This window comes from Klebsiella sp. JN_Kp122 (assembly GCF_040062085.1).
GTDB classification, from domain to species: domain Bacteria; phylum Pseudomonadota; class Gammaproteobacteria; order Enterobacterales; family Enterobacteriaceae; genus Klebsiella; species Klebsiella aerogenes.
The window spans coordinates 361,720-386,924 of sequence record NZ_JBEAHW010000001.1 but is presented as its reverse complement, the minus strand read 5'-3'; the positions used below and the strand labels follow the sequence as shown (position 1 = coordinate 386,924).

Annotated in this window: 23 protein-coding genes; 8 read left to right on the top strand and 15 right to left on the bottom strand. The window is 56.8% G+C overall.

Features of this window, described 5'->3' with window-relative positions; translation table 11 throughout:
• Positions 1 to 4 precede the first annotated feature (4 nt).
• The 4 genes from livM (at position 5) to araJ (ending at position 4,142) form a co-directional block, all read left to right on the top strand.
• Entirely contained in the window at positions 5 to 1,291 is a 1,287-nt protein-coding gene (gene livM, locus ABLU78_RS01915; RefSeq protein ID WP_048228779.1) for a high-affinity branched-chain amino acid ABC transporter permease LivM, read from the top strand.
• Positions 1,288 to 2,160, top strand: a complete 873-nt coding sequence (locus ABLU78_RS01910) for an ATP-binding cassette domain-containing protein (RefSeq protein ID WP_015366477.1) — start codon at positions 1,288 to 1,290, stop codon at positions 2,158 to 2,160. Before livM ends, ABLU78_RS01910 begins: the two co-directional genes overlap by 4 nt.
• Entirely contained in the window at positions 2,160 to 2,876 is a 717-nt protein-coding gene (locus ABLU78_RS01905) for an ABC transporter ATP-binding protein (RefSeq protein ID WP_032714576.1), read from the top strand. Before ABLU78_RS01910 ends, ABLU78_RS01905 begins: the two co-directional genes overlap by 1 nt.
• 84 nt (positions 2,877 to 2,960) lie before the next feature.
• Positions 2,961 to 4,142 (top strand): MFS transporter AraJ, encoded by a 1,182-nt coding sequence (gene araJ, locus ABLU78_RS01900; protein WP_048228778.1) that lies wholly within the window; start codon positions 2,961 to 2,963, stop codon positions 4,140 to 4,142.
• Here araJ and ABLU78_RS01895 read toward each other — a convergent pair whose 3' ends face one another.
• The 7 genes from ABLU78_RS01895 to adhP form a co-directional block, all read right to left on the bottom strand.
• The gene (locus ABLU78_RS01895) at positions 4,143 to 5,234 is read right to left on the bottom strand and encodes an alkylhydroperoxidase domain protein (protein ID WP_045388052.1); all 1,092 of its coding nucleotides are present in this window, start codon (positions 5,232 to 5,234) and stop codon (positions 4,143 to 4,145) included.
• Positions 5,235 to 5,243: 9 nt separating this feature from the next.
• Complete coding sequence (locus tag ABLU78_RS01890) at positions 5,244 to 6,233, bottom strand: putative FMN-dependent luciferase-like monooxygenase (RefSeq protein ID WP_348820019.1); 990 nt, start codon at positions 6,231 to 6,233, stop codon at positions 5,244 to 5,246.
• The gene (locus tag ABLU78_RS01885) at positions 6,230 to 7,831 is read right to left on the bottom strand and encodes an ABC transporter ATP-binding protein (RefSeq protein WP_046883824.1); all 1,602 of its coding nucleotides are present in this window, start codon (positions 7,829 to 7,831) and stop codon (positions 6,230 to 6,232) included. Before ABLU78_RS01885 ends, ABLU78_RS01890 begins: the two co-directional genes overlap by 4 nt.
• Positions 7,828 to 8,679, bottom strand: a complete 852-nt coding sequence (locus tag ABLU78_RS01880) for an ABC transporter permease (RefSeq protein WP_015366483.1) — start codon at positions 8,677 to 8,679, stop codon at positions 7,828 to 7,830. The genes ABLU78_RS01885 and ABLU78_RS01880 overlap by 4 nt, the downstream gene beginning before the upstream one ends.
• Complete coding sequence (locus tag ABLU78_RS01875; protein WP_046883825.1) at positions 8,676 to 9,620, bottom strand: ABC transporter permease; 945 nt, start codon at positions 9,618 to 9,620, stop codon at positions 8,676 to 8,678. Before ABLU78_RS01875 ends, ABLU78_RS01880 begins: the two co-directional genes overlap by 4 nt.
• 9 nt (positions 9,621 to 9,629) lie before the next feature.
• The gene (locus ABLU78_RS01870; RefSeq protein WP_046883826.1) at positions 9,630 to 11,252 is read right to left on the bottom strand and encodes a TIGR04028 family ABC transporter substrate-binding protein; all 1,623 of its coding nucleotides are present in this window, start codon (positions 11,250 to 11,252) and stop codon (positions 9,630 to 9,632) included.
• A 158-nt stretch (positions 11,253 to 11,410) separates the two neighbouring features.
• Entirely contained in the window at positions 11,411 to 12,421 is a 1,011-nt protein-coding gene (gene adhP / locus ABLU78_RS01865) for an alcohol dehydrogenase AdhP (RefSeq protein WP_015366486.1), read from the bottom strand.
• A gap of 250 nt (positions 12,422 to 12,671) precedes the next feature.
• Here adhP and ABLU78_RS01860 point away from each other — a divergent pair, with 250 nt between their 5' ends.
• Positions 12,672 to 13,613, top strand: a complete 942-nt coding sequence (locus ABLU78_RS01860; protein ID WP_026612297.1) for a helix-turn-helix domain-containing GNAT family N-acetyltransferase — start codon at positions 12,672 to 12,674, stop codon at positions 13,611 to 13,613.
• 45 nt (positions 13,614 to 13,658) lie between these two features.
• Here ABLU78_RS01860 and ABLU78_RS01855 read toward each other — a convergent pair whose 3' ends face one another.
• The 8 genes from ABLU78_RS01855 to ABLU78_RS01820 form a co-directional block, all read right to left on the bottom strand.
• Positions 13,659 to 15,374, bottom strand: coding sequence for an ABC-F family ATP-binding cassette domain-containing protein (locus ABLU78_RS01855; protein ID WP_048228777.1), 1,716 nt, complete (start codon positions 15,372 to 15,374; stop codon positions 13,659 to 13,661).
• A gap of 322 nt (positions 15,375 to 15,696) precedes the next feature.
• The gene (locus tag ABLU78_RS01850; protein WP_015705503.1) at positions 15,697 to 16,110 is read right to left on the bottom strand and encodes an RbsD/FucU domain-containing protein; all 414 of its coding nucleotides are present in this window, start codon (positions 16,108 to 16,110) and stop codon (positions 15,697 to 15,699) included.
• Positions 16,111 to 16,155: 45 nt separating this feature from the next.
• Positions 16,156 to 16,920, bottom strand: coding sequence for an SDR family NAD(P)-dependent oxidoreductase (locus ABLU78_RS01845; protein WP_015705502.1), 765 nt, complete (start codon positions 16,918 to 16,920; stop codon positions 16,156 to 16,158).
• 17 nt (positions 16,921 to 16,937) lie between these two features.
• Positions 16,938 to 18,245 (bottom strand): MFS transporter, encoded by a 1,308-nt coding sequence (locus tag ABLU78_RS01840; protein WP_032711697.1) that lies wholly within the window; start codon positions 18,243 to 18,245, stop codon positions 16,938 to 16,940.
• Between the two features lie 144 nt (positions 18,246 to 18,389).
• Positions 18,390 to 19,436 (bottom strand): LacI family DNA-binding transcriptional regulator, encoded by a 1,047-nt coding sequence (locus ABLU78_RS01835; protein ID WP_032709956.1) that lies wholly within the window; start codon positions 19,434 to 19,436, stop codon positions 18,390 to 18,392.
• A gap of 239 nt (positions 19,437 to 19,675) precedes the next feature.
• Positions 19,676 to 21,373, bottom strand: a complete 1,698-nt coding sequence (locus tag ABLU78_RS01830; protein ID WP_015366493.1) for an NAD-dependent malic enzyme — start codon at positions 21,371 to 21,373, stop codon at positions 19,676 to 19,678.
• Between the two features lie 185 nt (positions 21,374 to 21,558).
• Positions 21,559 to 21,699: a stationary-phase-induced ribosome-associated protein gene (gene sra, locus ABLU78_RS01825; protein WP_015366494.1), complete on the bottom strand. Its 141-nt coding sequence runs from the start codon at positions 21,697 to 21,699 to the stop codon at positions 21,559 to 21,561.
• Between the two features lie 174 nt (positions 21,700 to 21,873).
• Positions 21,874 to 22,725: a Vmh family MBL fold metallo-hydrolase gene (locus ABLU78_RS01820; RefSeq protein ID WP_045388028.1), complete on the bottom strand. Its 852-nt coding sequence runs from the start codon at positions 22,723 to 22,725 to the stop codon at positions 21,874 to 21,876.
• Positions 22,726 to 22,837: 112 nt separating this feature from the next.
• On the opposite strand from ABLU78_RS01820, the gene ABLU78_RS01815 reads away from it, so the two are divergent.
• From ABLU78_RS01815 to ABLU78_RS01805, 3 genes are all read left to right on the top strand, one after another.
• On the top strand, positions 22,838 to 23,722 hold the full coding sequence (locus ABLU78_RS01815) for a LysR family transcriptional regulator (RefSeq protein WP_015366496.1): 885 nt from the start codon (positions 22,838 to 22,840) through the stop codon (positions 23,720 to 23,722).
• A gap of 44 nt (positions 23,723 to 23,766) precedes the next feature.
• The gene (locus ABLU78_RS01810; protein WP_015366497.1) at positions 23,767 to 24,198 is read left to right on the top strand and encodes an OsmC family protein; all 432 of its coding nucleotides are present in this window, start codon (positions 23,767 to 23,769) and stop codon (positions 24,196 to 24,198) included.
• Between the two features lie 117 nt (positions 24,199 to 24,315).
• The gene (locus ABLU78_RS01805) at positions 24,316 to 25,185 is read left to right on the top strand and encodes an oxygenase MpaB family protein (RefSeq protein WP_045388024.1); all 870 of its coding nucleotides are present in this window, start codon (positions 24,316 to 24,318) and stop codon (positions 25,183 to 25,185) included.
• Positions 25,186 to 25,205: the final 20 nt, after the last annotated feature.

Here is a 25,205-nt window from a genome sequence, read left to right as displayed (position 1 = left end):
ACATATGACCGATATTTCCCGTTTAGACGGCATCGACGTCAAACGCAGCGTTATTGATAGCGTGCTGGCCGGTTTGTGCGCGCTGATAGTCTTTGGCCCGATCGTGGGCATCGTGCTGAAGGGGTACAGTTTTACGCTTTCCCCACAGCGCGTCATCGTGCTGGTGGCGGTGGTGATGGCGGGGAGGCTGTTGCTCAGCCTGCTTTTGCAAACCCGCGGGGGGAAGCGGTTTATCGGACGTTTTGAAGGCAACGACCAGGGGGTATTTGTCCGTCCCCCCGGCTATCGTAGTCGGCTGCGTTTTGTTCTGCCGCTGCTGGTGATTGCGGCTATCGCTTTCCCGTTAATGGCCAGTAAGTATCTGCTTACCGTGGCGATCCTCGGGCTTATCTACGTCCTGCTGGGTCTGGGATTAAACATCGTGGTGGGTCTCGCGGGGTTACTTGATTTGGGGTACGTCGCCTTCTACGCCATTGGCGCCTATGGCCTGGCGCTTGGCTATCAATACCTTGGCTTAGGTTTCTGGGCAATGCTGCCGCTGGGGGCGGTGATGGCAGCTTTGGCGGGGGCGTTATTGGGTTTTCCGGTATTACGAATGCATGGCGACTACCTGGCTATTGTGACGCTGGGATTCGGCGAAATCATCCGTCTGGTGCTCAACAACTGGGTAAGTTTCACCGGCGGCCCCAACGGCGTTTCGGTGCCGTCGCCAACGCTCTTCGGCCTCGAGTTTGCCCGGCGAGCCAAAGAGGGCGGCACCCCGATTCATGAATTTCTGCATATCGCCTACAACCCCAACCTTAAATTTATTTTTATCTATGCCGTGTTATTTATCGTGGTACTGATGGTGCTGCTGATAAAACACCGCCTGACCCGAATGCCGATTGGCCGTGCCTGGGAGGCGCTGCGGGAAGATGAAATCGCCTGCCGGGCGATGGGGCTGAATCACGTACTGGTTAAGCTGTCCGCGTTTATGCTCGGCGCGTCGACGGCCGGCATCGCCGGGGTCTTTTTCGCCACTTATCAGGGATTCGTGAACCCGACCTCGTTCACCTTTTTCGAGTCGGCGCTGATTCTCGCTATCGTGGTATTAGGCGGCATGGGCTCGACATTAGGTGTGGTGCTGGCGGCTTTCGTGCTAACGGTCACGCCGGAGTTACTGCGCGGCTTTGACGAATACCGGGTTTTGCTCTTTGGCGTGCTGATGGTCCTGATGATGATCTGGCGCCCGCGCGGGCTGGTGCGCACCGGGCGTACCGGGGTGGAAATCCGCAAAGGAGTCGCGCCATGAGCGATGCAATATTGCAGGTCGAGCATCTGATGATGCATTTTGGCGGGATTAAAGCGCTGAATGATGTCAACCTTGAGGTTGAACGCGGATCGATTACCGCCCTGATTGGCCCGAACGGCGCGGGGAAGACCACGGTGTTCAATTGCCTGACCGGGTTTTACCGCGCCAGCGGCGGCGCCATTCGGCTTAATGCCCGGCAACGAATGACCGATGTGATTCAGGTTCTCGGGCAGAAACTGCATGCCGATGATTTTTTCCATCCCGCGCGTCTGGGACGGCGGATGTACTACAAAATGTTCGGCGGCGCGCATCTGGTCAACCGCGCCGGGCTGGCGCGTACCTTCCAGAATATCCGCCTGTTTCGCGAAATGACGGTGATTGAAAATCTGATGGTGGCCCAGCATATGCAGGTTAACCGCCATCTGATCGCCGGGATCCTGAATACCCGCGGCTATCGCCAGGCGGAGAACCGCGCAGTAGAGCGGGCCTTTTACTGGCTGGAAGTGGTGGAGATGGTTGACTGCGCCAATCGACTGGCGGGAACGCTCTCTTATGGCCAGCAGCGGCGGCTGGAGATCGCCCGCGCGATGTGTACCGGGCCGGAAATACTGTGTCTTGACGAACCCGCGGCCGGGCTCAACCCGGCGGAAACGCGTGCCCTGAGCCGGATTATTCGTTTTCTGCGTGAACATCATGGCGTCAGCGTACTGTTGATAGAACACGATATGAGCATGGTGATGGAAATCTCCGATCGCGTGATCGTGCTCGACCACGGCGATGTTATTGCTCATGGCACCCCGGCCGAGATCCAGGCCAACCTGAGCGTGATCGCCGCATACCTGGGTACCGATGAACAGGAGATCGCCTGATGAGCCAACCGTTGCTGGAATTTCGCGAGGTGAACGTCTATTACGGGCAAATCCAGGCGCTGAAGTCGGTATCGCTAATGGTCAATGAAGGCGAAACGGTGGCGTTAATCGGCGCTAACGGCGCCGGAAAATCCACGCTGCTGATGTCGATTTTCGGCCAGCCGCGGATTACCGATGGCAGTATTATCTATCGCGGACATGATATCAGCCGCCAGTCGACGCACTATATCGCCACCAACGGTATTGCTCAGGCGCCGGAAGGACGGCGTATTTTTGCCGATATGACGGTGGAAGAAAACCTGCTGATGGGCACTATTCCCATAGGTAATCGTTATCAGAATGAAGATAAAGCGCGGATGTATCAGCTGTTTCCACGGCTGGAAGAGCGTCGCGCGCAGCGGGCGATGACGCTCTCCGGCGGCGAGCAGCAAATGCTGGCAATCGCCCGCGCGCTGATGAGCCGGCCAAAGCTATTGCTATTAGACGAACCGAGCCTGGGTCTGGCGCCGCTGGTAGTGAAGCAGATCTTCAGCGTTTTGCGCGAGTTGACCGACCAGGGCATGACGCTGCTGCTGGTGGAACAAAATGCGCACCACGCGCTGAAACTGGCTAACCGCGCGTATGTGCTGGTCAACGGCGAAATACGTCTGAGCGGTAGCGGCGCAGAGTTGCTGGATAACCCGGAAGTCAGAAATGCTTATCTGGGGATGGGTTAAGTTGTCGTCGGTCGTAAGGGGAGAAAACAGGGTGTGAAATCGGTTACACTAGCGTCGTGAACGCACATTAAAGTGACCGAATAGATGAAGAAAACGATTTTTTCCTTAGCGCTGGGGACCTTTGGCCTCGGAATGGCGGAGTTCGGCATCATGGGGGTATTGCCGGAAATCGCCCATGATGTCGGCATTACCATCCCCGCGGCCGGCAACATGATCTCGTGGTACGCCTTTGGCGTGGTGTTTGGCGCGCCTGTCATGGCGTTGTTTTCCAGCCGTTTTTCGCTGAAATCAGTGATGCTGTTTCTGGTGGCGCTGTGTGTGGCAGGCAACGCGTTGTTTACCTTCTCCTCAAGTTATCCCATGCTGGCGCTCGGGCGCTTTATTTCCGGTTTTCCTCACGGCGCTTATTTTGGCGTCGGAGCGATTATCTTGTCGAAAATCGCCTCGCCGGGCAGGGTTACCGCGGCGGTCGCCGGGATGATAGCGGGTATGACGGTGGCAAACCTGCTTGGCGTACCGGCGGGCACCTGGCTTGGCCATCAGTTCAACTGGCGTTATACCTTCACGGCCATCGCGCTATTTGATGTGCTGGTGCTTTTGGCGATACTGCGCTGGGTGCCAACGCTGTATGACAAATCAACCACCCGGCTCAGTGAACAATTCCATTTCCTTAAATCCCCGGCGCCATGGTTTATTTTCGCCGCCACGATGTTCGGCAATGCCGGCGTTTTTGCCTGGTTTAGCTATATCAAGCCCTTCATGATAAATGTCTCCGGCTTTAGCGAGTCGGCGATGATGTTCATTATGATGCTGGTGGGATTGGGGATGGTTTTAGGTAATCTCTTTAGCGGCAGGATCTCTGGGCGTTACAGTCCGCTGCGTATTGCGGCGATGACCAACGGCGTCATTGTTGTGGTGTTACTGCTCATCTTTGCCTTTGGCATACAGCCGCTGGCTTCGCTGGTGCTGGCGTTTATCTGCTGCGCCGGGCTTTTCGCGCTCGCCGCGCCGCTGCAAATATTACTGTTACAAAATGCCAGAGGCGGCGAAATGCTCGGGGCGGCGGGCGGTCAGATAGCGTTTAACCTCGGCAGCGCGATTGGCGCTTACTGCGGCGGGATGATGATTACCTTTGGCGCGGGTTGGCGTTCGGTCGCGCTGCCGGCGGCAGCGCTGTCGTTCCTGGCGATGAGCTCGTTGCTGCTGTATGCGCGATATCAGCGGCGGGTAACGCGTCATCGCGTTACCCAGACCGAGCAGGCCTGATTAATCTCGCCACGGTTCGCCAAGGGTTAGCATCAGGCGGTTAGCCCAGGCGAAGAATGCCGTCGATTGCAGCAGGTCCAGCTGTTCGACGATATCCAGACCCTGCTGCTCCAGCGCGCTGAGATGCGCTGGGGTTATCGCGGGCGGGGTGACGGAAAGCGCGGCGGCGGCGTCAATCTCCGCCTGCCAGCGCGGCCCTTGGCCATCGCTGAGATTCTCCCCAGGCGTTACCGCCAACAGGGTCTCCACCGCTCGCTCATCTTTGGACAACTGCGCCGCCTTGCGCGCGTGTACCGACGCGCAGTAGATGCAGCCGTTGATTTTACTCGCCACCGTGGCCGCCAGTTCACGCTCGGCGCGCGGCAGGCCGCCCGGCGTATAGAAAATCCCTTTATCGGTCAGCGTGCGCTGTTCAAGCACCGGCTGATTGCGCGCCAGTAAGCGAAAGTAGGGGGAATCAGTGTGGCCGAACTGCGCCAGCAGCGCCTGCTCGGCGGCGTTAAATTCAGCGAGAGGCTTATCGGCAATCCACGGTTCCCAGTGTAATTCATCACGGGTAAAGGCCACCGGCGCAGGTTTACCGCTAGCCGTCCGGGGATGAGTGTGCCAGTAGCCGGCGACCACCGGGGTCCCGGCTGCGGAAATTGGTTTGCCATTTAACAATCGTAATCCGCTCAGCAATCGGCTTTGAAAACTGACAAACGCAACAAGCTGCGCCAGCGTCACAATACCGCGCAGGCTCCAGCCCGCGTCGCCCAGCGTTTGCAGCGCCGCGGGCGTCGCTTCCACCGGGGTGAAGGTCAACAGGCGGGCAAACCCCAGCGCAGCGGCAAGCCGTGGGGTTGTCGGGTCGGCAATACCGAAACCGGCGTAATGCGCTGCCAGTGCGTCTGCCTGATGAAGTCTGGCCACTTTTGCGGCGACGGCGAACCGTTCTTCGAGCGGAAAATCCTCATCCTGTTGGCTAAATAGCACCTCGTAACTTCCCTGGGCGTGGCGGGTCGCAGCCTCGCGCAAAGCGCGGGCCTTGCCCAGCGCTGAATCGGCGGCGATCTCCGCCAGTTCAGCCAAAATATCCTGACTTAAGCTCATAGCGACTCCTTATCTGAATTGCGGGGCAATGTGTTTAGCGATGAGTTCGATAGAACGCAGCGTGTCCTGATGCGATGGCTCCACCGAATGGACCTGAAACGAAATATCAGTCACCCGGGTTAGCACACTGTCTTTAGCCAGCGATGCAAGCACATGTGGCGCATCGCCAATGTGGGCATCCAACTGGCGAGCGTAATCCGTGACGGTGTCACCAATAATCTCATGGCCGGCGGCGCGATGGGCTGCCGCCTGTTTACTTAATCCCGGCTCTGCGGCCTGTAGCGCGTACCCCTGACTGTCGGCAATAAACGCGGTGCGGGAAGCCAGAATTCGCGGCGCCACGCCGGCTGGCAGCGCGGCGAGGTAGGCGTCGATAATCGGGTTCTGAATCGCATCCAGCGGCAGTTCGCTTTGACCTGGCGGACGCGGCTGTGTGCGCGATAGCATCAACCCGTGGCCGGATTTCGCGGCCCGAATAGCGCCTTCAATCGAAAAGGTGGCGATCCAAATCCGTTTTGCCAGCTGCGGCGCGGGCGGATAAAGATGGTTGTCCGGATGAGCCAACGTATCGCCGCGCCAGGCGCTTTCAATCAAATGCAGATGATCGGCGAAGACCGCGCCGCGTTGTTCGCAGGCCAGGCCAAAGGGGAGAAAAGAGGTTGGCGTCCCGCCGGAACCAAAACCCACTTCCAGGCGACCCTCTGCGAGTAAATCCAGTACTGCCGCATCTTCTGCGACGCGCAGCGGGTTTTCCATCGGCAGCGTAATGATGGCGGTACCGAGACGGATCCGTTGCGTATGGGCCGCCGCATGGGCAAGAAACACCAACGGCGACGGTAATCCGCTTTCATTTTCATGAAAATGGTGTTGCGCCACCCAGGCGCTATCAAAGCCCAGCCGTTCCGCGTGGCGGATCTGCTCCGTCGCCAGTTGATAGCGCTCTTGCGGCGTGGCGTGGTCGAGTAAGCGGGTAAAAAACCCCAGGCGTTTAGGCGTCATGCAACCTCCGTGCTCGGTGCGTGATAATGAGGAATGGCGGCGAGCAGCTCGCGGGTATAGTCGTGCTGCGGCGCGGCGAACAACTGCTTAACCTCGCCCTGTTCGATGACTTGCCCGGCGCGCAGCACCGTCACGCTATGGGCGATGCGGCGTACTGTCGCCAGATCGTGGGTGATAAACAGATAGCTCAACCCAAGCTGTTGCTGTAATTGCAGCAACAGGGCGAGAATTTGCGCCTGCACCGTGACATCCAGCGCTGAGGTGGCCTCATCGAGCACCAGAATCGTGGGGTCGAGGATCAATGCCCTGGCGATAGCGATCCGCTGTCGCTGGCCGCCGGAGAGCTCACGAGCGGTTCGGTAGAGTAGCTCCGGCGCCAGCGCGACACGGGCGGCGACGGACTCTACCCGTTGACGCCGAGCTTCTTTGGACAGGCGCTGAAAATTCTTCAGCGGCTCTTCGATAATGTCGAACAGGGTTTGGCGAGGGTCGAGTGAGGCGAAAGGGTTTTGATAAACAAACTGAATTTTGCGCCGCAGCTGCCGCTGGGCCTCGCGGCTCAATTGTCGGCTGGCAATACCGTCGATGGTCACCTGTCCGCTATCGGCCTGCTCAAAACCCAGCAAGATACGGGCGAGGGTGGTTTTTCCTGAACCCGATTCGCCGACCAGCGCATGGGTACTGCCACGCGGTAAAATAAAGCTTACGTTATCCAGCGCCTGGAGATAGCTGCCCCCTAACGCAAAGCGTTTGCTCACGCCTTCAACCCGAATTGCCGGCGTAACAAACGGGTGAATCGTGGTGGTTAAGTGCAGGTTCTGTCCCTGCAGATCGCACAGCAACTGGCGGGTATAGCCGTGCTGCGGGGTGCGAATAACATCACCCGTATTGCCCTGTTCCTGAATTTCACCGTGACGAAAAACCACCAGCCGGTCGGCACGCTGCGCCGCCAGCGCGAGGTCATGGGTGACAAATAGCACCGCGGTGCCGGATTCACGGCGCAAATGATCGAGCAGATCGAGGATTCTTTTTTGGACCGTCACGTCGAGCGCGCTGGTCGGCTCATCGGCAATAAGCAAATCCGGCTTCAGGGCGATGGCAATGGCGATCAGCACCCGCTGCTTCATACCACCAGAGAGCTGGTGCGGATACTGGTCGAAACGCTGCTCCGGATGGCTTAAGCCGACTTTTTCCAGCAGGGCGATAACCTGCTGTCGACGCTCGGTTTTACTGCTTTTTTGATGCAGGCGGAGTATTTCGCCGACCTGCGCGCCAATGGTTTGCACCGGGTTCAGCGAGTTACCGGGATCCTGCGGCACCAGGCTGATTCTGGCCCCGCGCAGGTTATCCAGCCGTTTGCCTGACCAGCGGCTAATCTCTTCACCGTTGAGACGAACCGTCCCGGCATCGAGGCGGGCGTTTTCCGCCAGCAGACCGATAATCGCCTGGGCGGTGGTGGTTTTTCCCGAACCGGATTCGCCGACGAACGCCAGCATCTCGCCGCGTTTAATCGTAAAACTGACCCGGTGAACCACTTCGCGCCACAACCCGCCAGAGCGGTAGCTGATGGTGAGGTTTTCTACGCTAAGCACGTTCATCGGCGCTCCCTATTGAGTTGTTGGCTGATACGATTGGCTGCCAGTACCACGGCAATGACCGCGATCCCGGGGAAAGTGGTGAGCCACCAGGCGGTGGAAAGATAGTTGCGCCCCTCGGCGATAAGTAATCCCCATTCCGGCACCGGCGGCGGAGTGCCGTAGCCGAGAAAACTCAGGGTTGAGAGGGCGAGAATAGCCTGGCCGAATTGAAGGGTGGCGAAAGCCAGCACCGGCGAAAGCGCGTTAGGCAGAATATGCCGCCAGAACACGGCCAAAAAGGTTCCCCCGCTACCATAGGCTGCTTCGACATAGTCGCTGTGACGAATGCGCACGACTTCGGCGCGCGACAGTCGGGCGAAACTGGCGATCGCGGCAACGCCGACCGCCATGGCGGCGTTCAGAGTGCCAAAACCAAGCAGTATGATTACCGTTAGCGAAAGCAGGAGCGAAGGAATCGCCAGCAGAATATCGACAATCCGCATGACGACCGCTTCGACCCGCCCGCCCAGCGCGCCGGCAACGGTGCCCAACGCCGTGCCGAAAACCAGGCCCATGGCGACGGCGGCCAGGGCCGCGGAAAGCGAATGTCCTGCGCCGTAGACGATGCGGCTCCACACATCGCGACCGAGTTGGTCGGTACCTAACCAGTGTCCCGCCTGCGGCGCCAGACGTTGGGCGCCAGCGATGCCGTCGAGTGGATTAAACTCGGTGAACCATTGCGGCGCGAAAGCCATTAGCACCGCAACCGTCATTACCAACCATGCCAGCCACAGCCCCGGCTGCAAGGAAAAACGGCGCCAGTTGACCGGACGGCGTCGCACCGCCGAGGCGTAATCGACCAGACTCATAGCGCACCTCCGCGCAGGGGTTTTAAGCGCGGGTCGAGCATCGGCATCAGCAGATCGACCAGCAGATTGATGACGACGAAGCCCAGCGCTGAAATCATCACCACGGCCTGAAGAATGGCAATATCCTGATTATTCACCGCCTGCTGCGTCAGTTGACCGAGCCCGCTGCGGCCAAAAACGGTTTCGGTAATTAAGGCCCCGGCGATCAGTTCTCCCAGCAGCAGGCCGGCAATGTTTAATGTCGGCAACAGAGCATTGCCGGTGACATGCCGCCATAACAGCCGTGTTTCGCTCATTCCCTTGGCGCGAGCAACGGCGACGAAGGGTTGTGCGGCGATGTGATCCATGGTGCGTAACAGAATTTGCGCCAGCGGCGCGGAAATCGGTATCGCCACCGCGATAACCGGCAGCACCAGGCCTTGCAGAGGTCCGGGATTGATAACCGGGACCCAGTGCAATTGGAATGAAAAGATCTGGATTAAGGCGATGCCGAGCCAAAAGGTCGGCAGTGAAATAAACAGCACCGGCAGCGACTGTAGCAGATTACTGATACCGCGTAGCCCCGGCAAACGCGAAGCGATAGCGATCGCAAAGGCCAGCAGAAGCGCCAGCGCGAAGGCCGGCAGCGCCAGCGCCAGCGTGTCGGGTAAATTGCTGGCAATCAGGGAACTAACAGGCAGTCCAGCCTGCAGTGAATAGCCGAAATCCCCCTGCAGCATGGCTAACAAGGTGTGGAAATATTGCTGCCACAGCGGGCTGTCAGCACCGTAGACCACACGCATTTCGGCGATCTGTTGCGGGCTCAGCCCCAGATCGGGGTTCTGAAACTTAATCAAAATCGCGTCGCCGGGCAGTACCTGCAGCAGAAAAAAGGTCAGGGTGAAGGCCGCCCACAGTACCAGCACGCCTTGTGCCAACCGTCGCCAAAGATAGTGGCTCATGGCGCCCCCTTATTGTTTATCCAGCCATGCGCCGTAAAACGACGGACGTCCCACGGCTTCAAAACGTACGCCTTTTACCCATGGCGCGCCGGCAAAGACCTGCGGTTCTTCAAAGATGGGAATGACGTAGGCGTTGTCCAGCAGATAACGCTGCGCATCGCCAGTTAACTGCAGACGCTTTTGCGCATCCACTTCGGCAGAGATTGCGGTTAGCAGGGCGTTGAGCTTATCGTCACGGAAGGTTTTAACTTTGTCGCTCGAACCGCCCTGTTGCAGTAGGGCATCACGGTTGGCGGGGAAGAACATACTCTTCACCACATCCGGGTCGGCGCGGCCGACTTCAGAGACGGTTAATGGCGTTTTCAGCGGGTCGAGATTATCCAGTACCCGGCTGCCGGCGTCGCCGGCTTTCACGCTTAAGGCCACGCCAACCTGACGCCACTGCTGCGCAACCAGCTGTAGCACCTCTTTGTTCTGCGGCTGCGGCAGGGATTCATAGACCGTGAGCGCCAGCCGTTGTCCCGCTTTTTGCCGGATACCATCCGCGCCTGGGGTCCAGCCCGCCTCATCCAGCAGCTGTTTGGCTTTCTGCTGATCGAAGGCCAGTTTGTCGCTTAAATCGACGTATCCCGCCGCGGTGCGGGCGATAACGGAACTTGCCTGCGGATAGTTTGGCGAGAAAAGGGTCTCAACAACCTGTTTGGCGTTGGTAGCATGCAGTAGCGCCTGGCGTACCCGCAGGTCGGCAACCAGCGGATTATCCGGACGGAAGCTCAGGCTATCGTTAACGCCGCGCGTCGGCGCGGCGTAAATATTAAAGCCCTGGTCGGTTGCCTGTTTTTCATCATAGGCCTGCACCTGGCGAATAAACCCGGCCTGTCCCGCCAGTAGCGCGCCAATACGTACGCTATCTTCCGGCGTGACGATATAGGTAATGCCGTCGAGGTTCGCCGGGCCTTGCTGAGCAAGATTTTTCGGCCCCCATTGATAATCTTTCCGCGCCACCAGCGTTAATTCGCGTCCGGGTTTTTCATCTTTTACCGTAAAGGGGCCGGAACCGATGATATGGCGGGCATCGCCCAGCGCCTCAAAGCTCCGCGCCAGAGTGCTGAGGGAAACCAGCCCGGAGCCAATTGTCGCGGTACCTTGCAGGAATCCCGGGGAGGGCTTTTTGAAGTAGAATTTGACGGTCAACGGATCGATGACTTCACTACGATCGTAATTGTTGATCACTTCGGAAACCGGCAGACGCAGTGCTTTATTGCCCAGACCGTAGGTATCAAAGTTCTTTGCGACCGCATTGGCATCGAGTGGGGTACCGTCAGAGAAGGTGACGCCAGGCCGCAGCTTAAAGGTATATTCGGTCTTCTCGTCGTTGCTACTCCAGCTTTCGGCGATCCACGGCTCGATCGCTAGCGTTTCCGGGTTTTGCCAGGTTAGCTTGTCGGTTATCTGATTGAGGATCCCGCCGTTAGGGTAAAAACCGCCGGCCGGCGGATAGAGATTAGTATGCGGCTGTTGTTCCAGATAAATTAAGGTGCCGCCTTTGAGCGGCGTTTGCGCCGCCGAAACCGAAAACGCGCCTGCAATAAAAAGGGCGGCAAGCGTAGGCAGGCGAAAGCGATTTTGCATGGTGAATTCCTTTGTTATCTATTGTCTTGCCATCATCGGGCGCGACGGAATACAAAGGAACCAACGATTTGCGCTAAGCATTTGCGAAATCTGACTATTCCCATCATGCGGGAATAGTCAGCAGGTTAGGCTCTTTCGTCTGGCATAGTCAGACAGAATTAACGGCGGAAATCGATAACCATACGGCCGCGGATTTGACCCTGTTCCATCTCCTTAAAGATGGCGTTGATATCGCCGAGCGGGCGCAGAGTGACTTTCGGCACCACTTTGCCTTCGGCGGCAAACTGGAAGGCTTCAATCAGATCCTGACGGGTACCTACCAGCGAACCTACTACTTCAATCCCGTCCAGCACCAGACGCGGAATATCGAGGCTCATCGCTTCCGGCGGTAGGCCAACGGCGACGACGCGGCCGCCGGCGCGAACCGCATCCACGGCGGAGTTAAATGCCGCTTTAGCAACGGCGGTAACCACGGCCGCGTGGGCGCCGCCGGTTTTCTCCTGAATGATTTTGGCGGCGTCTTCGTTGCGGGAATTAACCGTCAGATCGGCGCCCATCGAGGCGGCAAGCTCCAGCTGCCCGTCGTTGACGTCAACGGCGATCACTTTGGCATTAAAGACGTTTTTGGCATATTGCAGCGCCAGGTTACCCAGGCCGCCGAGGCCATAAATGGCAATCCACTGGCCGGGCTTGATGTGTGAGACCTTCACCGCTTTATAGGTGGTGACGCCGGCGCAGGTGATGCTGCTGGCGGCGGCGGAATCCAGTCCATCCGGCACTTTGACCGCATAATCGGCGGTGACGATACACTCTTCGGCCATCCCGCCATCGACGGTATAACCGGCATTTTTCACCGAGCGGCACAGGGTTTCGTTGCCGCTGTTACAGTATTCGCAGTGGCCGCAACCTTCGAAGAACCACGCCACGCTGGCGCGATCGCCCGGCTTCAGCGACGTCACGCCAGGGCCGACTTTTTCCACGATGCCGATGCCCTCATGGCCGAGAATGACGCCGGTTTTATCGCCGAAATCGCCGTTTTTCACGTGCAGGTCAGTGTGGCAGACCCCGCAGCATTCCATTTTCAGCAGCGCTTCGCCATGCTCCAGCGGGCGTAACTTTTTATCGGTTACATCAATCTGGTGGTCGTGGGTGACTACAGCAGCTTTCATGCGTTTCTCCTTGTTAATGATACGAAGGTGCTAACAGCGAAAATAATACTCATTAAGGATTAGATCTTATGTCGCTAATTACAAGCGGTATGGTTGGGAATGGGGGGATTTGCCGCATATTTGGCACAATATTCATCCGTTTATACCAATTTTAGGGGGCGCAACCCGAAAGGAGCGGAGTATGCCAGGGCCATTGACAGAGCGTGTTGATAATGGTTGTATTGTGCAACTACCTTTCGCGGATATTACCATGCCTGACACTTTACTTATCAATCAAATTCGTTCCGCATCACGATTGATGGTGCGCGAGCTCGGCTTTATGAACAGCACGCTGGCGGCGACCGACTATTCACCTTCAGCGGTGCATGCGCTGCTGGAGATTTCTACTCATGGCGCGATGACCGCCGCGCAACTGGTGCAGGTATTGGGGCTGGACAAATCGAGCGTCAGCCGAATGTTATCGCGCCTGCAGACCGCTAACGAGATAGAGGAAAATGGTTGTGGTGATGACGGGCGTTTTAAACAACTCTCATTGACAACCAAAGGGCAGGCGACGGTCGCCCGCATTCATGAGTACGGCGCCATGCGGGTGATTGAGGCGCTGGCGCATTTGGATAGCGCACAGCAGCAGATCGTTGCCGAGGGGTTGACGGCCTATTCGTGGGCGCTTGAGCGCTGTCGTCAGCAGCCGGTCACGAGCAGACCAAACGACATCACGATAGTTACCGGCTATCAGCCGGGAATGATTGGCCGCATTGCGCAAATGCACGGTGAGTATTACGCCCGTCATTACGGCTTCGGGCATTTTTTTGAAGGTAAAGTCGCCAGCGGTCTGGCTGAATTTTCTGGCAGGCTGAACAATCAACGTAACCAGATTTGGCTGGCGGTCAAAAATGGCGTCATCGTCGGCTCTGTCGCCATTGATGGCGAAGACCTCGGGAATAATGAAGCGCATCTACGTTGGTTTATTCTCGGCGATGGCTGTCGGGGCAGCGGCGTGGGGCGCCGCTTGCTGACTGAAGCTATCAACTTTTGTGATAATCAGCGCTTCGATGCGGTTCAGCTATGGACGTTTAGCGGCTTGCAGGCGGCGCGTAAATTATATGAATCCTTTGGGTTTACGCTGAGTAAAGAGTGGCAGGGCGATCAATGGGGGAAGACCATGCTTGAGCAGCAGTTTACCCGCCGCTAAAGCTGTTATGCCACCGGGGCGCTGACGCTCCGGTGGCATAGGCATTTAACTCAGATGGGTATTTATCTCCTCAATCTCCTGACGCCACAGCGCCTGTAGCTGCGGCTTCTGATGCTTCGGCTTACGCTGCAGATCGTCCGCCAATAGCTGTTCCAGCATCACCAGACGTTCCAGCAAATCCTCTTGCAGGTCGTCGACGGGCGGCGACTGCGGCGGCGTTTGCGTCGCCGGGCTCTGAAGGCGCTCGTTGCCGCGCAGACGGGCGTACACCTCGTCGACGTCGTGCCACTCGCTTAACCCGTTTTCATCAATTAACCAGAAGCGGTTACAGCTCTGGCTGATGAGCTGTCGATCGTGGCTAACCAGCAGCAGGCCCCCGGGATACTCCCGCAACGTCGCCGCCAGCGCCTCTTTTCCCTCCATATCCAGATGGTTGGTGGGTTCATCGAGCAGCAGCAGGCTATAGCTCGCCAGCGACAGGCCGACAAACAGTAGCCGTGAACGTTCGCCGCCGCTGAGGGTGCTGACCTTCTGCCCGTGTCGCGCCCAGCCGAAGCCGGCGGAAATCAGCGCCCGCTTGCGAGTTTCCGGCGAAGGCTCAAAGGGCTCCAGCGCCTCCAGCAGGCTGGCCTCATCCGCCAGTTGATGCAGGGTTTGATCGTAATAACCCGGATGTAGTCGAGGATGTAAACGCAGCCCGGCTTCGCTAGCGGGTTGCTGCATTTGCCGCCATAACAGGCGTAGCAGCGACGATTTCCCACCGCCGTTGCGCCCCATTATCGCTACCCGGTCGCCGCTTTGCAGCCGCGCCAGACCGGTGGTGAACAGGGCGGGGAGACCGGGCGCCGGCGGCACGGGGAGATTTTCCATCTCCAGCAGACGGTCGGCGCGAACGGCGTCGCCATGCACCTCAAGACGCCACGGCGTGCCGGCGGTGAGTTCCGTCTGGCTATCCTTCAGGCGTGAAACCTGCTTTTCCATCTGCTTGGCTTTACGCGCCAGATCTTCGTTATCGTAAACCCGACCCCAGATGGCCAGCCGTTTGGCGCTGGCAGCGACGCGGTCGATCTCCTTTTGTTCCGCTTTGTGGCGCAGAGCATCGCTTGCATCTTGCTCCTGCAGCGCCTGACGGGCGGCGCTGCAGGGTAGTGAGAAAGCGTGCAGCGTGTTATCACGTAAAATCCAACTGGTATTAGTTACAGCATCCAGTAAGAGGTTATCGTGCGACACCACCACGAAACTCCCCTGCCAGGTTTGCAAGAAGCTTTCCAGCCACAGCAGGGTCGGCAGATCAAGATGGTTGCCTGGCTCATCCAGCAACAGCAAATCGGGTCGTTGGATCAACGCGCGGGCGAGCAACAGACGAGTATGTTGTCCGCCGCTCAGGGTGGCGGCTTGCTGTTGGGTCTGTTGAACGGTAAAACCCATTTCAGCGAGCAGTCGCTCCGCTTGCCAGCGCAGCGAATCCCGTTCGCCAGGCGCCAGTTTTTCCAGTACCACCTGCAATAGCGGTTGGCTGAGTAGGGCGTCAGGCAGATGTTGTTCCACGCGCGCCAGCAGGCAGTGATTAGCCCGCGATACGCTGCCAGAATTCGGCGTGAGAGTGCCGTCCAGCACCTGCAATAGCGTGCTTTTCCCGCAACCGTTATAGCCAATCAGGCCAATGCGATCGCCTTTTTTCAGGGTAAAGGAGAGGTCGTTGAAAAGTGGGCCAAAGGCCGTATCAACGTGGAGAGATTGTGCGCTTAAAAGTGTGCTCATTGTGAACTTACTCAAGAGTTACAGGCATGAGAATGCCTCGTCAAACATCGCTGACGATAACCCGGTAAGCCCGAGGAAGGGATTTAGTCGTTGGCTTCTTCGCTCAAGCTAAAGTTATCGCAGCACGATACCGATAACGCTTGAGCTGGTGCGATCGCCAAATGTATGTGAAACATTAAACAGTTCACAGTACAGCATGGGGATCCTCCTTATTTTTTCAGTAGGTTGATGGATGCAGGGAGTGTAGTGGCTAAATTGTCTTTTGACCAGATACCAGCATTGAGGATCGCGCCGCCGGTTTTATCGGCGGCGGGTATGACGATTAGGCCGGAGCCACGGTGAGTAGTAGGTTGGCAAAACGACGCTGTTCGCCGGAAGCGATGACCAGTTGGGTCAACGGCAGCCGGGATTTTGCGTAGAAAGCTTCGCGTTCGACATAATCAAGCGGGCAGTTTGTCGGTAGAAGCTCCCGGTATTCACTGGCGATGGTGTTAGTGAATTCCGCTGGTGATGCCATCAGCGTCGCGTGTTCGACATTAACGCAGGTAAGCAGTTTTTCGACGATATAAGTTGCCGGTACCATGCCTGGCGCGAGGTTGAGCTGAATCAACGTGGCATCGGCATTGGCATTAACGCGACAGGCAAAATTGCTATCCGCGATGAGAATTTGTGATTTATGGCCGCAGCACGCCAGAGCAGCCAGCAGTTGTGGATGGATAATTTCGAATTTGATCATCAGGTACTCCCTGGCGGGCGGCGATTTCTGGCCGCCCGGTTTGCATTACATGCGATAAATTCCGCCGTTAATATCGATAGTGGCGCCGGAGATAAATCCGTCATACTCGCCGGCAAGGAAAGTGATAGCGCGGGCGACGTCATCGGGCGTTCCCGCGCGCTGAAGCGGAATTTGCCGGATGGTTTCGTCAGCCGAAGCCTGTGTGGTGTGGCGGTTATGAAAACGGGTGCCGAGAATAAGCCCCGGCGCAACCGCATTGACGCGCACGCCGTGCTCGCCCAGTTCAGCCGCCAGCGAGCGTGTCCAGGTCAGGATGGCCCCTTTTGTGGTTGAATAGGCGAGAGAACCGGCATGCCCCCCGGAGCGCCCCGCCAGCGAGGCGAGGTTAATGATGCTGGCGCCATCCGTTGCCGATTTAAGCCAGGGAAGCGCCGCCTGGGTGACGTTAAGCATGGTGGTCATATTGACGTCTAACACCGTTTGCCAGAACTGACGGTCAATTTCGCCAAGCCACTTACGCCCGACGATACCGCCGACGTTATTCACCAGGATATCGATACCGCCGAGGAATTCCGCGGCGGCCTGCACGCAGGCGGTCGCGTCCTCAGTGTCAATTAAGTCCGCATAGCGCCAGGCCGCTTTTTGCCCTCGCGCGCTGGCGATAGCCGCCAACTTTTGCGGGCCTTCTTCACCGCTGTGATAGTGCAAAAAGACATCGCATCCCGCCAGAATCAGTTTTTCCGCCGTAGCCCAGCCGATACCTTGTTCAGAGCCGGTGATAAATGCTTTTTTTCCAATAAGAGTTCCCATGATGTTTCCTTAAATTTTCAGGATTGAATGACGCCTTCGCGCTGTCTGGCGCAGTAGAAAATGCAAATCAGGCCGGTGATCAGCAGGCACATGGCGAGGAATATCAGGCCCGGCGTGCTGCTGTGGCTGAAGTCGTTAAGGAGACCGACCACGTAAGGAGCGACGAAGCCGCCCAGGTTGCCGATGCAGCTCACCACGGCGAGACCCGCGGCCGTCGCTGCACCTGCCGAGACGTTGGCAGGCATCGATAAGAAACACGGTACTGCGGTATAGATACCAATGGCGGCAATGGTCAGGAATGAGAGTGAAATCGCGACGTTGAACTTAAAGAACACCACCGCGCCGGCGAGCCCTAATGCGGCGACGACCATACTGATACCGGCAAAAACGGCGATTTTGCGTGTTTTACTGGCCAGCATACTCCATGGATAAACCAGTAGCGCCGCCAGGCCGTAGGGGATAAGGGCAATCAGGCTTACGCGAAGAATATCATCGCCGGAAATAGCGGTAATAATCGACGGTAGCCACATCCCGAAACCGTAAATTCCACACACCATCCCGAAATTCAGCAGCGCATAAAGCAGGTATTTGGGATTTTTAATACCGCTGGCGAACTCAGCCAGCGAGACTTTACTCCCTGATTTTGAACGGTTCGTACTACTCATTAACCACGCCTTTTCTTCAGCGTTGAGATAGCCGACTTCTTGCGGTGAATTCTTAATAATAAAAGGGATGAACAGGCCGATAATGATCGGCGGAATACCTTCGAGGATAAATAACCACTGCCAGGATTCAAGGCCAAACCAGCCGTTATCGATATGCAGAATTAAGCCTGAAATCGGTGAACCCACGGCGTTGGATAGCGGCTGGACAATAATGAACATGCCGAGAATTTTGGTCCGCCAGGCTGGCGGAAAAAAGATCGTGAAGTAGTACACCACTGAAGGGAAGAAACCGGCTTCGCACACGCCAAGCATAAAACGACAGATATAGAGTTCGGTCGGCGTTCTGACGAACCCCATCAAAGTGGCAAATATTCCCCAGGTGATCAGAATACGCGCGAACCACAGCCGCGGACCGAACTTAATCGTGCCGGCGTTGCTGGGAATTTCAAACATAAAATAACCGATGAAAAATATTCCCGAAGCAAAGCCAAAGGCGGTGGCCGTCAGGCCGAGACTATCCTCTAAGGCCATTGCGGCGTAGGCCATATTATTACGGTCAAGAAAAGCCAGAAAATAAAGCAATATCATTAATGGAACAATATGCCATGTCAATTTCTTAATGGCGCTCTTTTCTATATCTTGCGCAGATTGTAGGTTCATCATTATTTCCGGTTATACTCGTTAAAGTACAAAAGAATGGGATGGAAATCCCGACATTAATATGCGTTTTGAATGTAATAGGGTATAGGTCTCCCTGCAGATAATAACTATTATCTGCACCATGCTATTTATTTATAAAAACAACTAGGGTTGCTTTATTTTTACCGACTGACGCTGTATCACTTCCGGTGCAAAGATAAATTCGTCGGTTTGTAATCCCGGCTCAGTAATTCTCTGGACAAGCCGCTCAACCATCATCGACGCCATTGCCGAAAGCGGGGCCATTACCGAGGTGAGGCCCGGTGACGATAACGCCGACAGGGAGATGTTATCGATGCCAATCACCGAAATATCTTCCGCTATTTTCAGGCCCTGCGCGCGTAGCCCAACCATCAGGCCGATGGCTAAAGCATCGTTAATCGCTACCACGCCATCCACTCGCGGCGTTAAGGCGCTAATTTTTTGCGCCAGGCTTACGCCCAGTTCGAACATCTCGGCGTCGCCGAATTCCCGATTGCCTTTGCCTTCTATCACCACGCCTCTGGCCGCTGTACCGCTTTGGGAAAGCGCCGACTGAAAGCCGAGGATTTTATGGCTGCGTCCCAGCGTTAACCCGCTTTCGGTGGCAAAGACGATATTACGGCAACCGTTGTCCAGCAGATGTTGCGCCGCCAGACGTCCCGCTTCAACGTTGTCCATTGAGACACTATCGAAGTAGCGCGCCCGAGGCGGGACGCTTTCGGCCAGCCGGTTGTCATAGCTAATAATGGTCATGCCTTGTTCCGCTGCGCGCACAAAGTGGGTTTTGCGTACGTCGCTGGCGGCAACTATCAACCCGCGCACGCCGTGGGAGAACATATCCGCGATAAAGGCTGACTCCTCGTCGGCATCGCGGCAGCAAATGCCTAATAACAGCCGGTGGCGAAACGCGCGTGCCGCAGTATCCAGTTCATGCGCCAGCGCTGAAAAGCTGGGATTGACGATAGACGGTACCATCAGGCCGAGCATTTTGGTTGCTGAATCGGCGACCGGCGGAGCGCAACGCGCAGGGCGGTAATTTAGCTCAGCCATCGTTTTGACTATCCGCTGTCGGGTCTCTTCGCGCATCTGTTGCGTGCGATTATTAAGTACGTTGGACACGCTACTAATTGAAACTCCAGCCCGCCGGGCGACATCACGAATATTCGCCATACTTAAACCTTCTGTTTTCTGCTGCGCGCTTATTTCAGTGCCGCGGTATCTGTTTGCTAATTTATCGGTGAGCGAACAGGCGGGCAAGGTATTTACCTCCTGGCAAGCGAGTGAAATAAAGCATCTGTGAAGCGCCTCGTAAGGATGGGCAGGTGTTTAGTAAACATAGGGGAATAAATAACGGCAAAGGGCGGGGATAAAAAAACGGGCCCGATCTCCGGGCCCGTTGAAATAAAGCGTTAAATTGAGGTTCGGCGATAGTTGCGATATTCCGGCTGCCAGAAATTATCGCTAATGGCCTGCAGCAGCGCTTCGGCCGATGTTTTCACCGCCACGCCCTGTTCCTGAGCCACTTTACCGACCGCAAACGCGATAGCGCGCGACACGGCCTGAATATCTTTCAGTTCCGGCAGTACCGGGCCTTCGCCGTTATTCACCAGCGGCGAGTGGTTAGCTAAGGTTTCGCTTGCCGCCATCAGCATTTCGTCGGTGACGCGTGATGCCCCCGCAGCGATCACGCCAAGGCCGATGCCCGGGAAGATATAGGAGTTGTTACACTGCGCGATGGCGTACTGCTTGCCCTTAACCGTCACCGGGGTGAACGGGCTGCCGGTGGCCACCAGCGCTTCGCCGTCGGTCCAGGTCAGGATGTTCTGCGGCGTGGCTTCAACGCGGGAGGTCGGGTTCGACAGCGGCATGACGATCGGCCGCGGGCAGTGCTTGTGCATTTCACGAATAATTTCTTCCGTGAACAGCCCCGGCTGGCCGGAGACGCCAATCAGGATATTCGGCTTCACGTTACGCACCACGTCGAGCAGCGAGAGCGCTTCGTTGGTCGTATCCCAACCTTGCAGGTTTTCGCGTTTCTGCACCAGCTTGCTCTGGAACGACAGCAGATTCGGCATACCGTCGGTCAACAGGCCGAAGCGGTCCACCATAAATACGCGCTGGCGGGCTTCTTCTTCGCTTAACCCTTCGCGCATGATTTGCGCGATGATCTGTTCAGCAATACCGCAACCGGCGGAACCCGCGCCGAGGAAGACAATTTTTTGCTCGCTGAGCTGGCTGCCCGCGCCACGGCTGGCGGCGATTAATGTGCCGACGGTGACCGCTGCGGTGCCCTGAATATCATCGTTAAACGAGCAAATCTCGTTACGATAGCGGTTAAGCAGCGGCATGGCGTTTTTCTGCGCGAAATCTTCAAACTGCAGCAGCACGTCCGGCCAACGGTTTTTGATGGCCTGGATAACGTCATCAACGAATTGATAATACTCGTCGTCGGTCACGCGCGGATGACGCCAGCCCATATACAGCGGGTCGTCGAGCAGTTGCTGGTTGTTGGTGCCGACATCCAGCACGATAGGCAGGGTGTAGGCCGGGCTGATACCGCCGCAGGTAGTATAGAGCGACAGCTTACCGATAGGGATGCCCATACCGCCGATACCCTGGTCGCCGAGACCGAGAATACGCTCGCCGTCGGTCACCACGATCACTTTGACGTTATGGTTCGGTACGTTTTGCAGGATATCGTCGAGGTTGTGCCGATTCTGGTAGGAGATGAACACGCCGCGCGCGCGACGGTAGATTTCCGAGAAACGCTCACAGGCGGCGCCGACGGTGGGGGTATAGATAACCGGCATCATCTCATCAAGATGGTTGCCAATCAGGCGATAAAACAGGGTTTCGTTGGTGTCCTGGATGTTGCGCAGATAAATGTGCTTATCAATCTCAGTTTTAAACCCCTGATACTGGATCCACGCGCGTTCAGCTTGTTCTTCGATGGTTTCGACCACTTCCGGCAGCAGGCCCAGCAGGTTGAAGCTGCTACGCTCTTCCATGCTGAAGGCGCTTCCTTTGTTGAGTAACGGAAACTCAAGCAGAACCGGGCCAGCGTAGGGGATATAAAGAGAGCGGTTTTTTTTATAGATGAATTGCATCGCACTAACTCCTTGATGTTCACTTCAGACCCGGGCGCGGCGATAAGCGATCGGTCTGGCAGGAAATGCAGCGGGCAGAGTATAAAGCAGATGGTAACAAAAGAAGGATGCGAAGCGTGGGATTGTCTTAAAAAAACACCATCCCGTTTGGCGGATGGTGTTTTTATCATCACTCAGCTGAAAAATTAACCACCGCGGCGTTTGCGGCCCGTAGCATGGATATGGTTAACGGTAGTTTCTTCGTCGCCTTCGAGCACCACTTTTTTCTGGCGGGAAAGCTTGTAGTTCAGACCGAGAAGATGACGTGCCTGATGGTTCGATTTCATTCTTACTCCTTAATCCTGTTCTGGTTTCAAGGACAAGCCCGACGCAAGCCGGACGAAACGTAACCCTAAGTACGCCGCGCTTTTTAACGCGACGGGATTATCGTGGTCCATTTTTTTGCGAATAGCAACCTTGCGTCGGCAGATTAAGAGCGTTCTCGATTCAGGCGTGGCCGATTACCACTTCATTTCGCCGGTGTTCACTTTCGCGCTCAGCTCCAGCGAGCTTTCTTCAGCGAGACCCGGATATTGCGCCTTCATGGCTTTGATGACGCTGGCGGAATCTTTATGCGCTTTCAGCGCCTGCTCGAATTTCTCCAGATAGTCGCGGGTAAAGACGATAGCCTTGTCGCCCGCCGGCGGCGTGCCGAGATAGTGGCCCGGGATCACCTGTTGCGGATGCAGCGCGGCCATATCGCTAAGGGTCTGGCGCCACTGCTGACGGCTCGCCGCGCTTTGGGTATCGGCGGTCCAGACGTGCATGCCCCAGGCGACGCCGGTGCCGCCAAGAATCGCTTTATTCGCCGGGATCCAGACGAACGCGGCGTAGTTCTGCGGCTGACGAATTTCCACTTTCTCGCCGTCAATGGTGAAGCTATCTGCGGCTAATACCTGTGGAACATAGACCTGCTTCGGCGCGCCGTCTTTCATCTGTGGGCCCCAGTATGCCAGCTTCGCCGCTTTGGTCTCTTCAATATGCTTAACCACTTGCTCGGTTGCCACCACTTTGGCCTGCGGGAAGGCTTTCACCAGCGGCTCGAGGCCAAAATAGAAATCCGGATCGCCAGAGGTGATCACAATGTGCGTGAGCTTCTTACCGCTTTTGTTGATCATCTCAACCAGCTTTTCGCCATCTTTAACGCTGAACTGGGCGTCAAACAGCACCGCTTCGTGCGGGCCGGAGGCCAGCGTGGAGTTCACCGCGAAGATCGCGTTCTCCTGCGGGTTGTAGGTTTGCAGGGTCAACGGCGCGGCAAAAGCGGTAGTGCTGAACAGGGCGGTGACGATAGCCAGGGCAGATACTTTCATGTTGGTTTTCTCTCTTTCAGGTGAATAGGTTTATTTTACGTCATTCTTGATTTGCGAAAATTCCTGAAAAAAGAGATGCTGAGTTTCATAAAACGTGCAGATGGATACGGATATGGATCGAGTTATCGCCGCCCAGGTATATATGCGGATATGCGAGCTGGGCAGTTTGAGCGCGGCGGCCAGGGCGCTTGGTATGTCGCGGCCGATGGTGAGTCGCTATCTGGAGCAGATGGAACACTGGGCCGGTACCCGGCTCATTCATCGTTCGACGCGCAAACTGACCTTAACCAGCGCAGGCGAAAAGGTATTGCAGAAAACGCGTAGTCTGACGCAATTGGCGGATGAGATAGCGGGGCAGACGGAACGCGCGGTGCCGAGCGGCACGTTGCGGGTCGCCTGCGCGCACTTTACCGCCATGCAGTTGCTCTCACCGCTGCTACCGGAGTTTTTGGCCCGTTACCCCCAACTGCGCCTCGAACTGGATATCAACAACCATCCGGTGAGCCTGATTGGCGAGCGTATCGATGTCGCCATCCGGATCACAGATAATCCGGAGCCGGGGGCGATAGCGCGGCGGCTAGGCATTTGCCGCTCGGTGCTCTGCGCCTCGCCGCGGTGGTTACAGCAGCATGGCCAGATAAATTCGCCGGAGGAGCTTAGTCAACATAACTGTCTCCACTATAGCCATTTCGCCACCCCAACATGGCAGTTTACCGATCCGCAGGGCGAACCCGTGTCGGTGGCCGTCTCCGGCAACCTGAGCGCCGGGATCTCCTCTCTGCTGATGGAAGCGGCGGTGGCGGGGTGCGGCATCGCCATGCTGCCGGAACTGGAAGCCCGGCGCGCGCTAAACAGCGGCGCGCTAAAACAGGTGCTGCCTGGCTATACGCCAAAATCCCTGGCCGTCTATGGCATCTATCTGTCACGAGATTATCAGCCCAGCGCGCTGCCGCTGTTTCTGGAGGCCATTCAGCAACAGTTGTCCCAGGTCAGCTAGAGCTGTCTATACTTACTCCTTTAACGTCAAAAAGGAGTGAAACGATGGCAATTCATAAGAAAGGTCAGGCGCATTGGGAAGGGGATCTGAAAAGCGGTAAAGGCACCGTCTCGACGGAAAGCGGCGCGCTTAACCAACAACCTTATGGTTTTAATACCCGCTTTGAAGGCGTTAAAGGGACTAACCCGGAAGAGCTTATCGGCGCGGCCCATGCCGCCTGTTTCTCAATGGCGCTATCATTAATGCTTAGCGAAGAGGGCTATACGGCGACCTCTATCGATACCGTTGCGGTGGTCACGCTGGATAAGAGCGGCGGCGGCTTCGCCATCACCAAGATCGCGCTGCAGAGCAATATTGTCCTGCCGGGTATCGATAAAGCGGCCTTTGATCCGATTATCCAGAAAGCCAAAGCTGGCTGCCCGGTTTCGCAGGTACTGAAAGCCGACATCTCCCTCGATTATCAGCTCAACGCTTGATCCGTGGCGTGCCCGCGGGAACGCGGGCGCGTTGGCGTTTAAAGTCACCGTCGGCAAATGCCTGCCGCCGCGAATGGTGTTATGTTGGTGGCGTTACGGATAGCGACGGGCAACGCAATGACCAGCATACGCGGCATGATTGAATCACAGGTCCTGGGTTTAACCGGGATGGCGTTAAAAGAGATTGATTTTGAAAACCCGAAGGGCGAGCCGGGCTTATTTGGCCCGCGGTCGGCTATCTGGCAGGTACACGGCGACTTTACCTCAATGCTCTGCGGCGGCATTAGCGCGCTACTGTTACAGATGCTGCATCCGCTGGCGCTGGCCGGTGTGTGGGATCATTCGCGTTTTCGTGAGGATATCTTTGGCCGCCTGCGTCGAACCAGTCAATTTATCTCAGCTACCACGTTTGGCACTACCGACGATGCCGAAAGATTAATCGCTAAAGTGCAGGGGATCCATCAGCGCATCAGAGGCGTTGCGCCGGACGGTACGCCTTATCGCGCCAGCGATCCGGCGCTCTTAACCTGGGTTCATGTGGCCGAGTGCAGCAGCTTTATGGCCTCTCATCTGCGTTATAAGCGCACCATCGTCACTGCCGCGCGTCAGGAGCAATACTACCGCGAAGCGGCGGAGGTCGCCCGGCGACTTGGCGCCGAAGACATCCCCGAAACGCCACGTCAGGTGGCGGAGTATTTGCAGGATATGCGCCCCCAGTTACGTTGTGATGAACGAACGCAGGAAGTGGCGCAGGTACTGCTCACCACCCGTCTGCCGGGCCGGCTAAGCCAGCCGGTAGGGCGCTGGATGATGGTTGCGGGTATCGATCTGCTTCCCGATTGGGCGCAGCAGATGCTGGCGATCCCCATCAATCCGCTGCAGCGGCGAACCGCCAGAGTGGCGGTCAATGGCGTGGCGCGGGTACTTCGCGCTTCGGTGCGCAATGGCGCTTATCACTGCGCTATGCGCCGAATGGCAACATCATAAAAGTAAAAAATAGCCGTTCG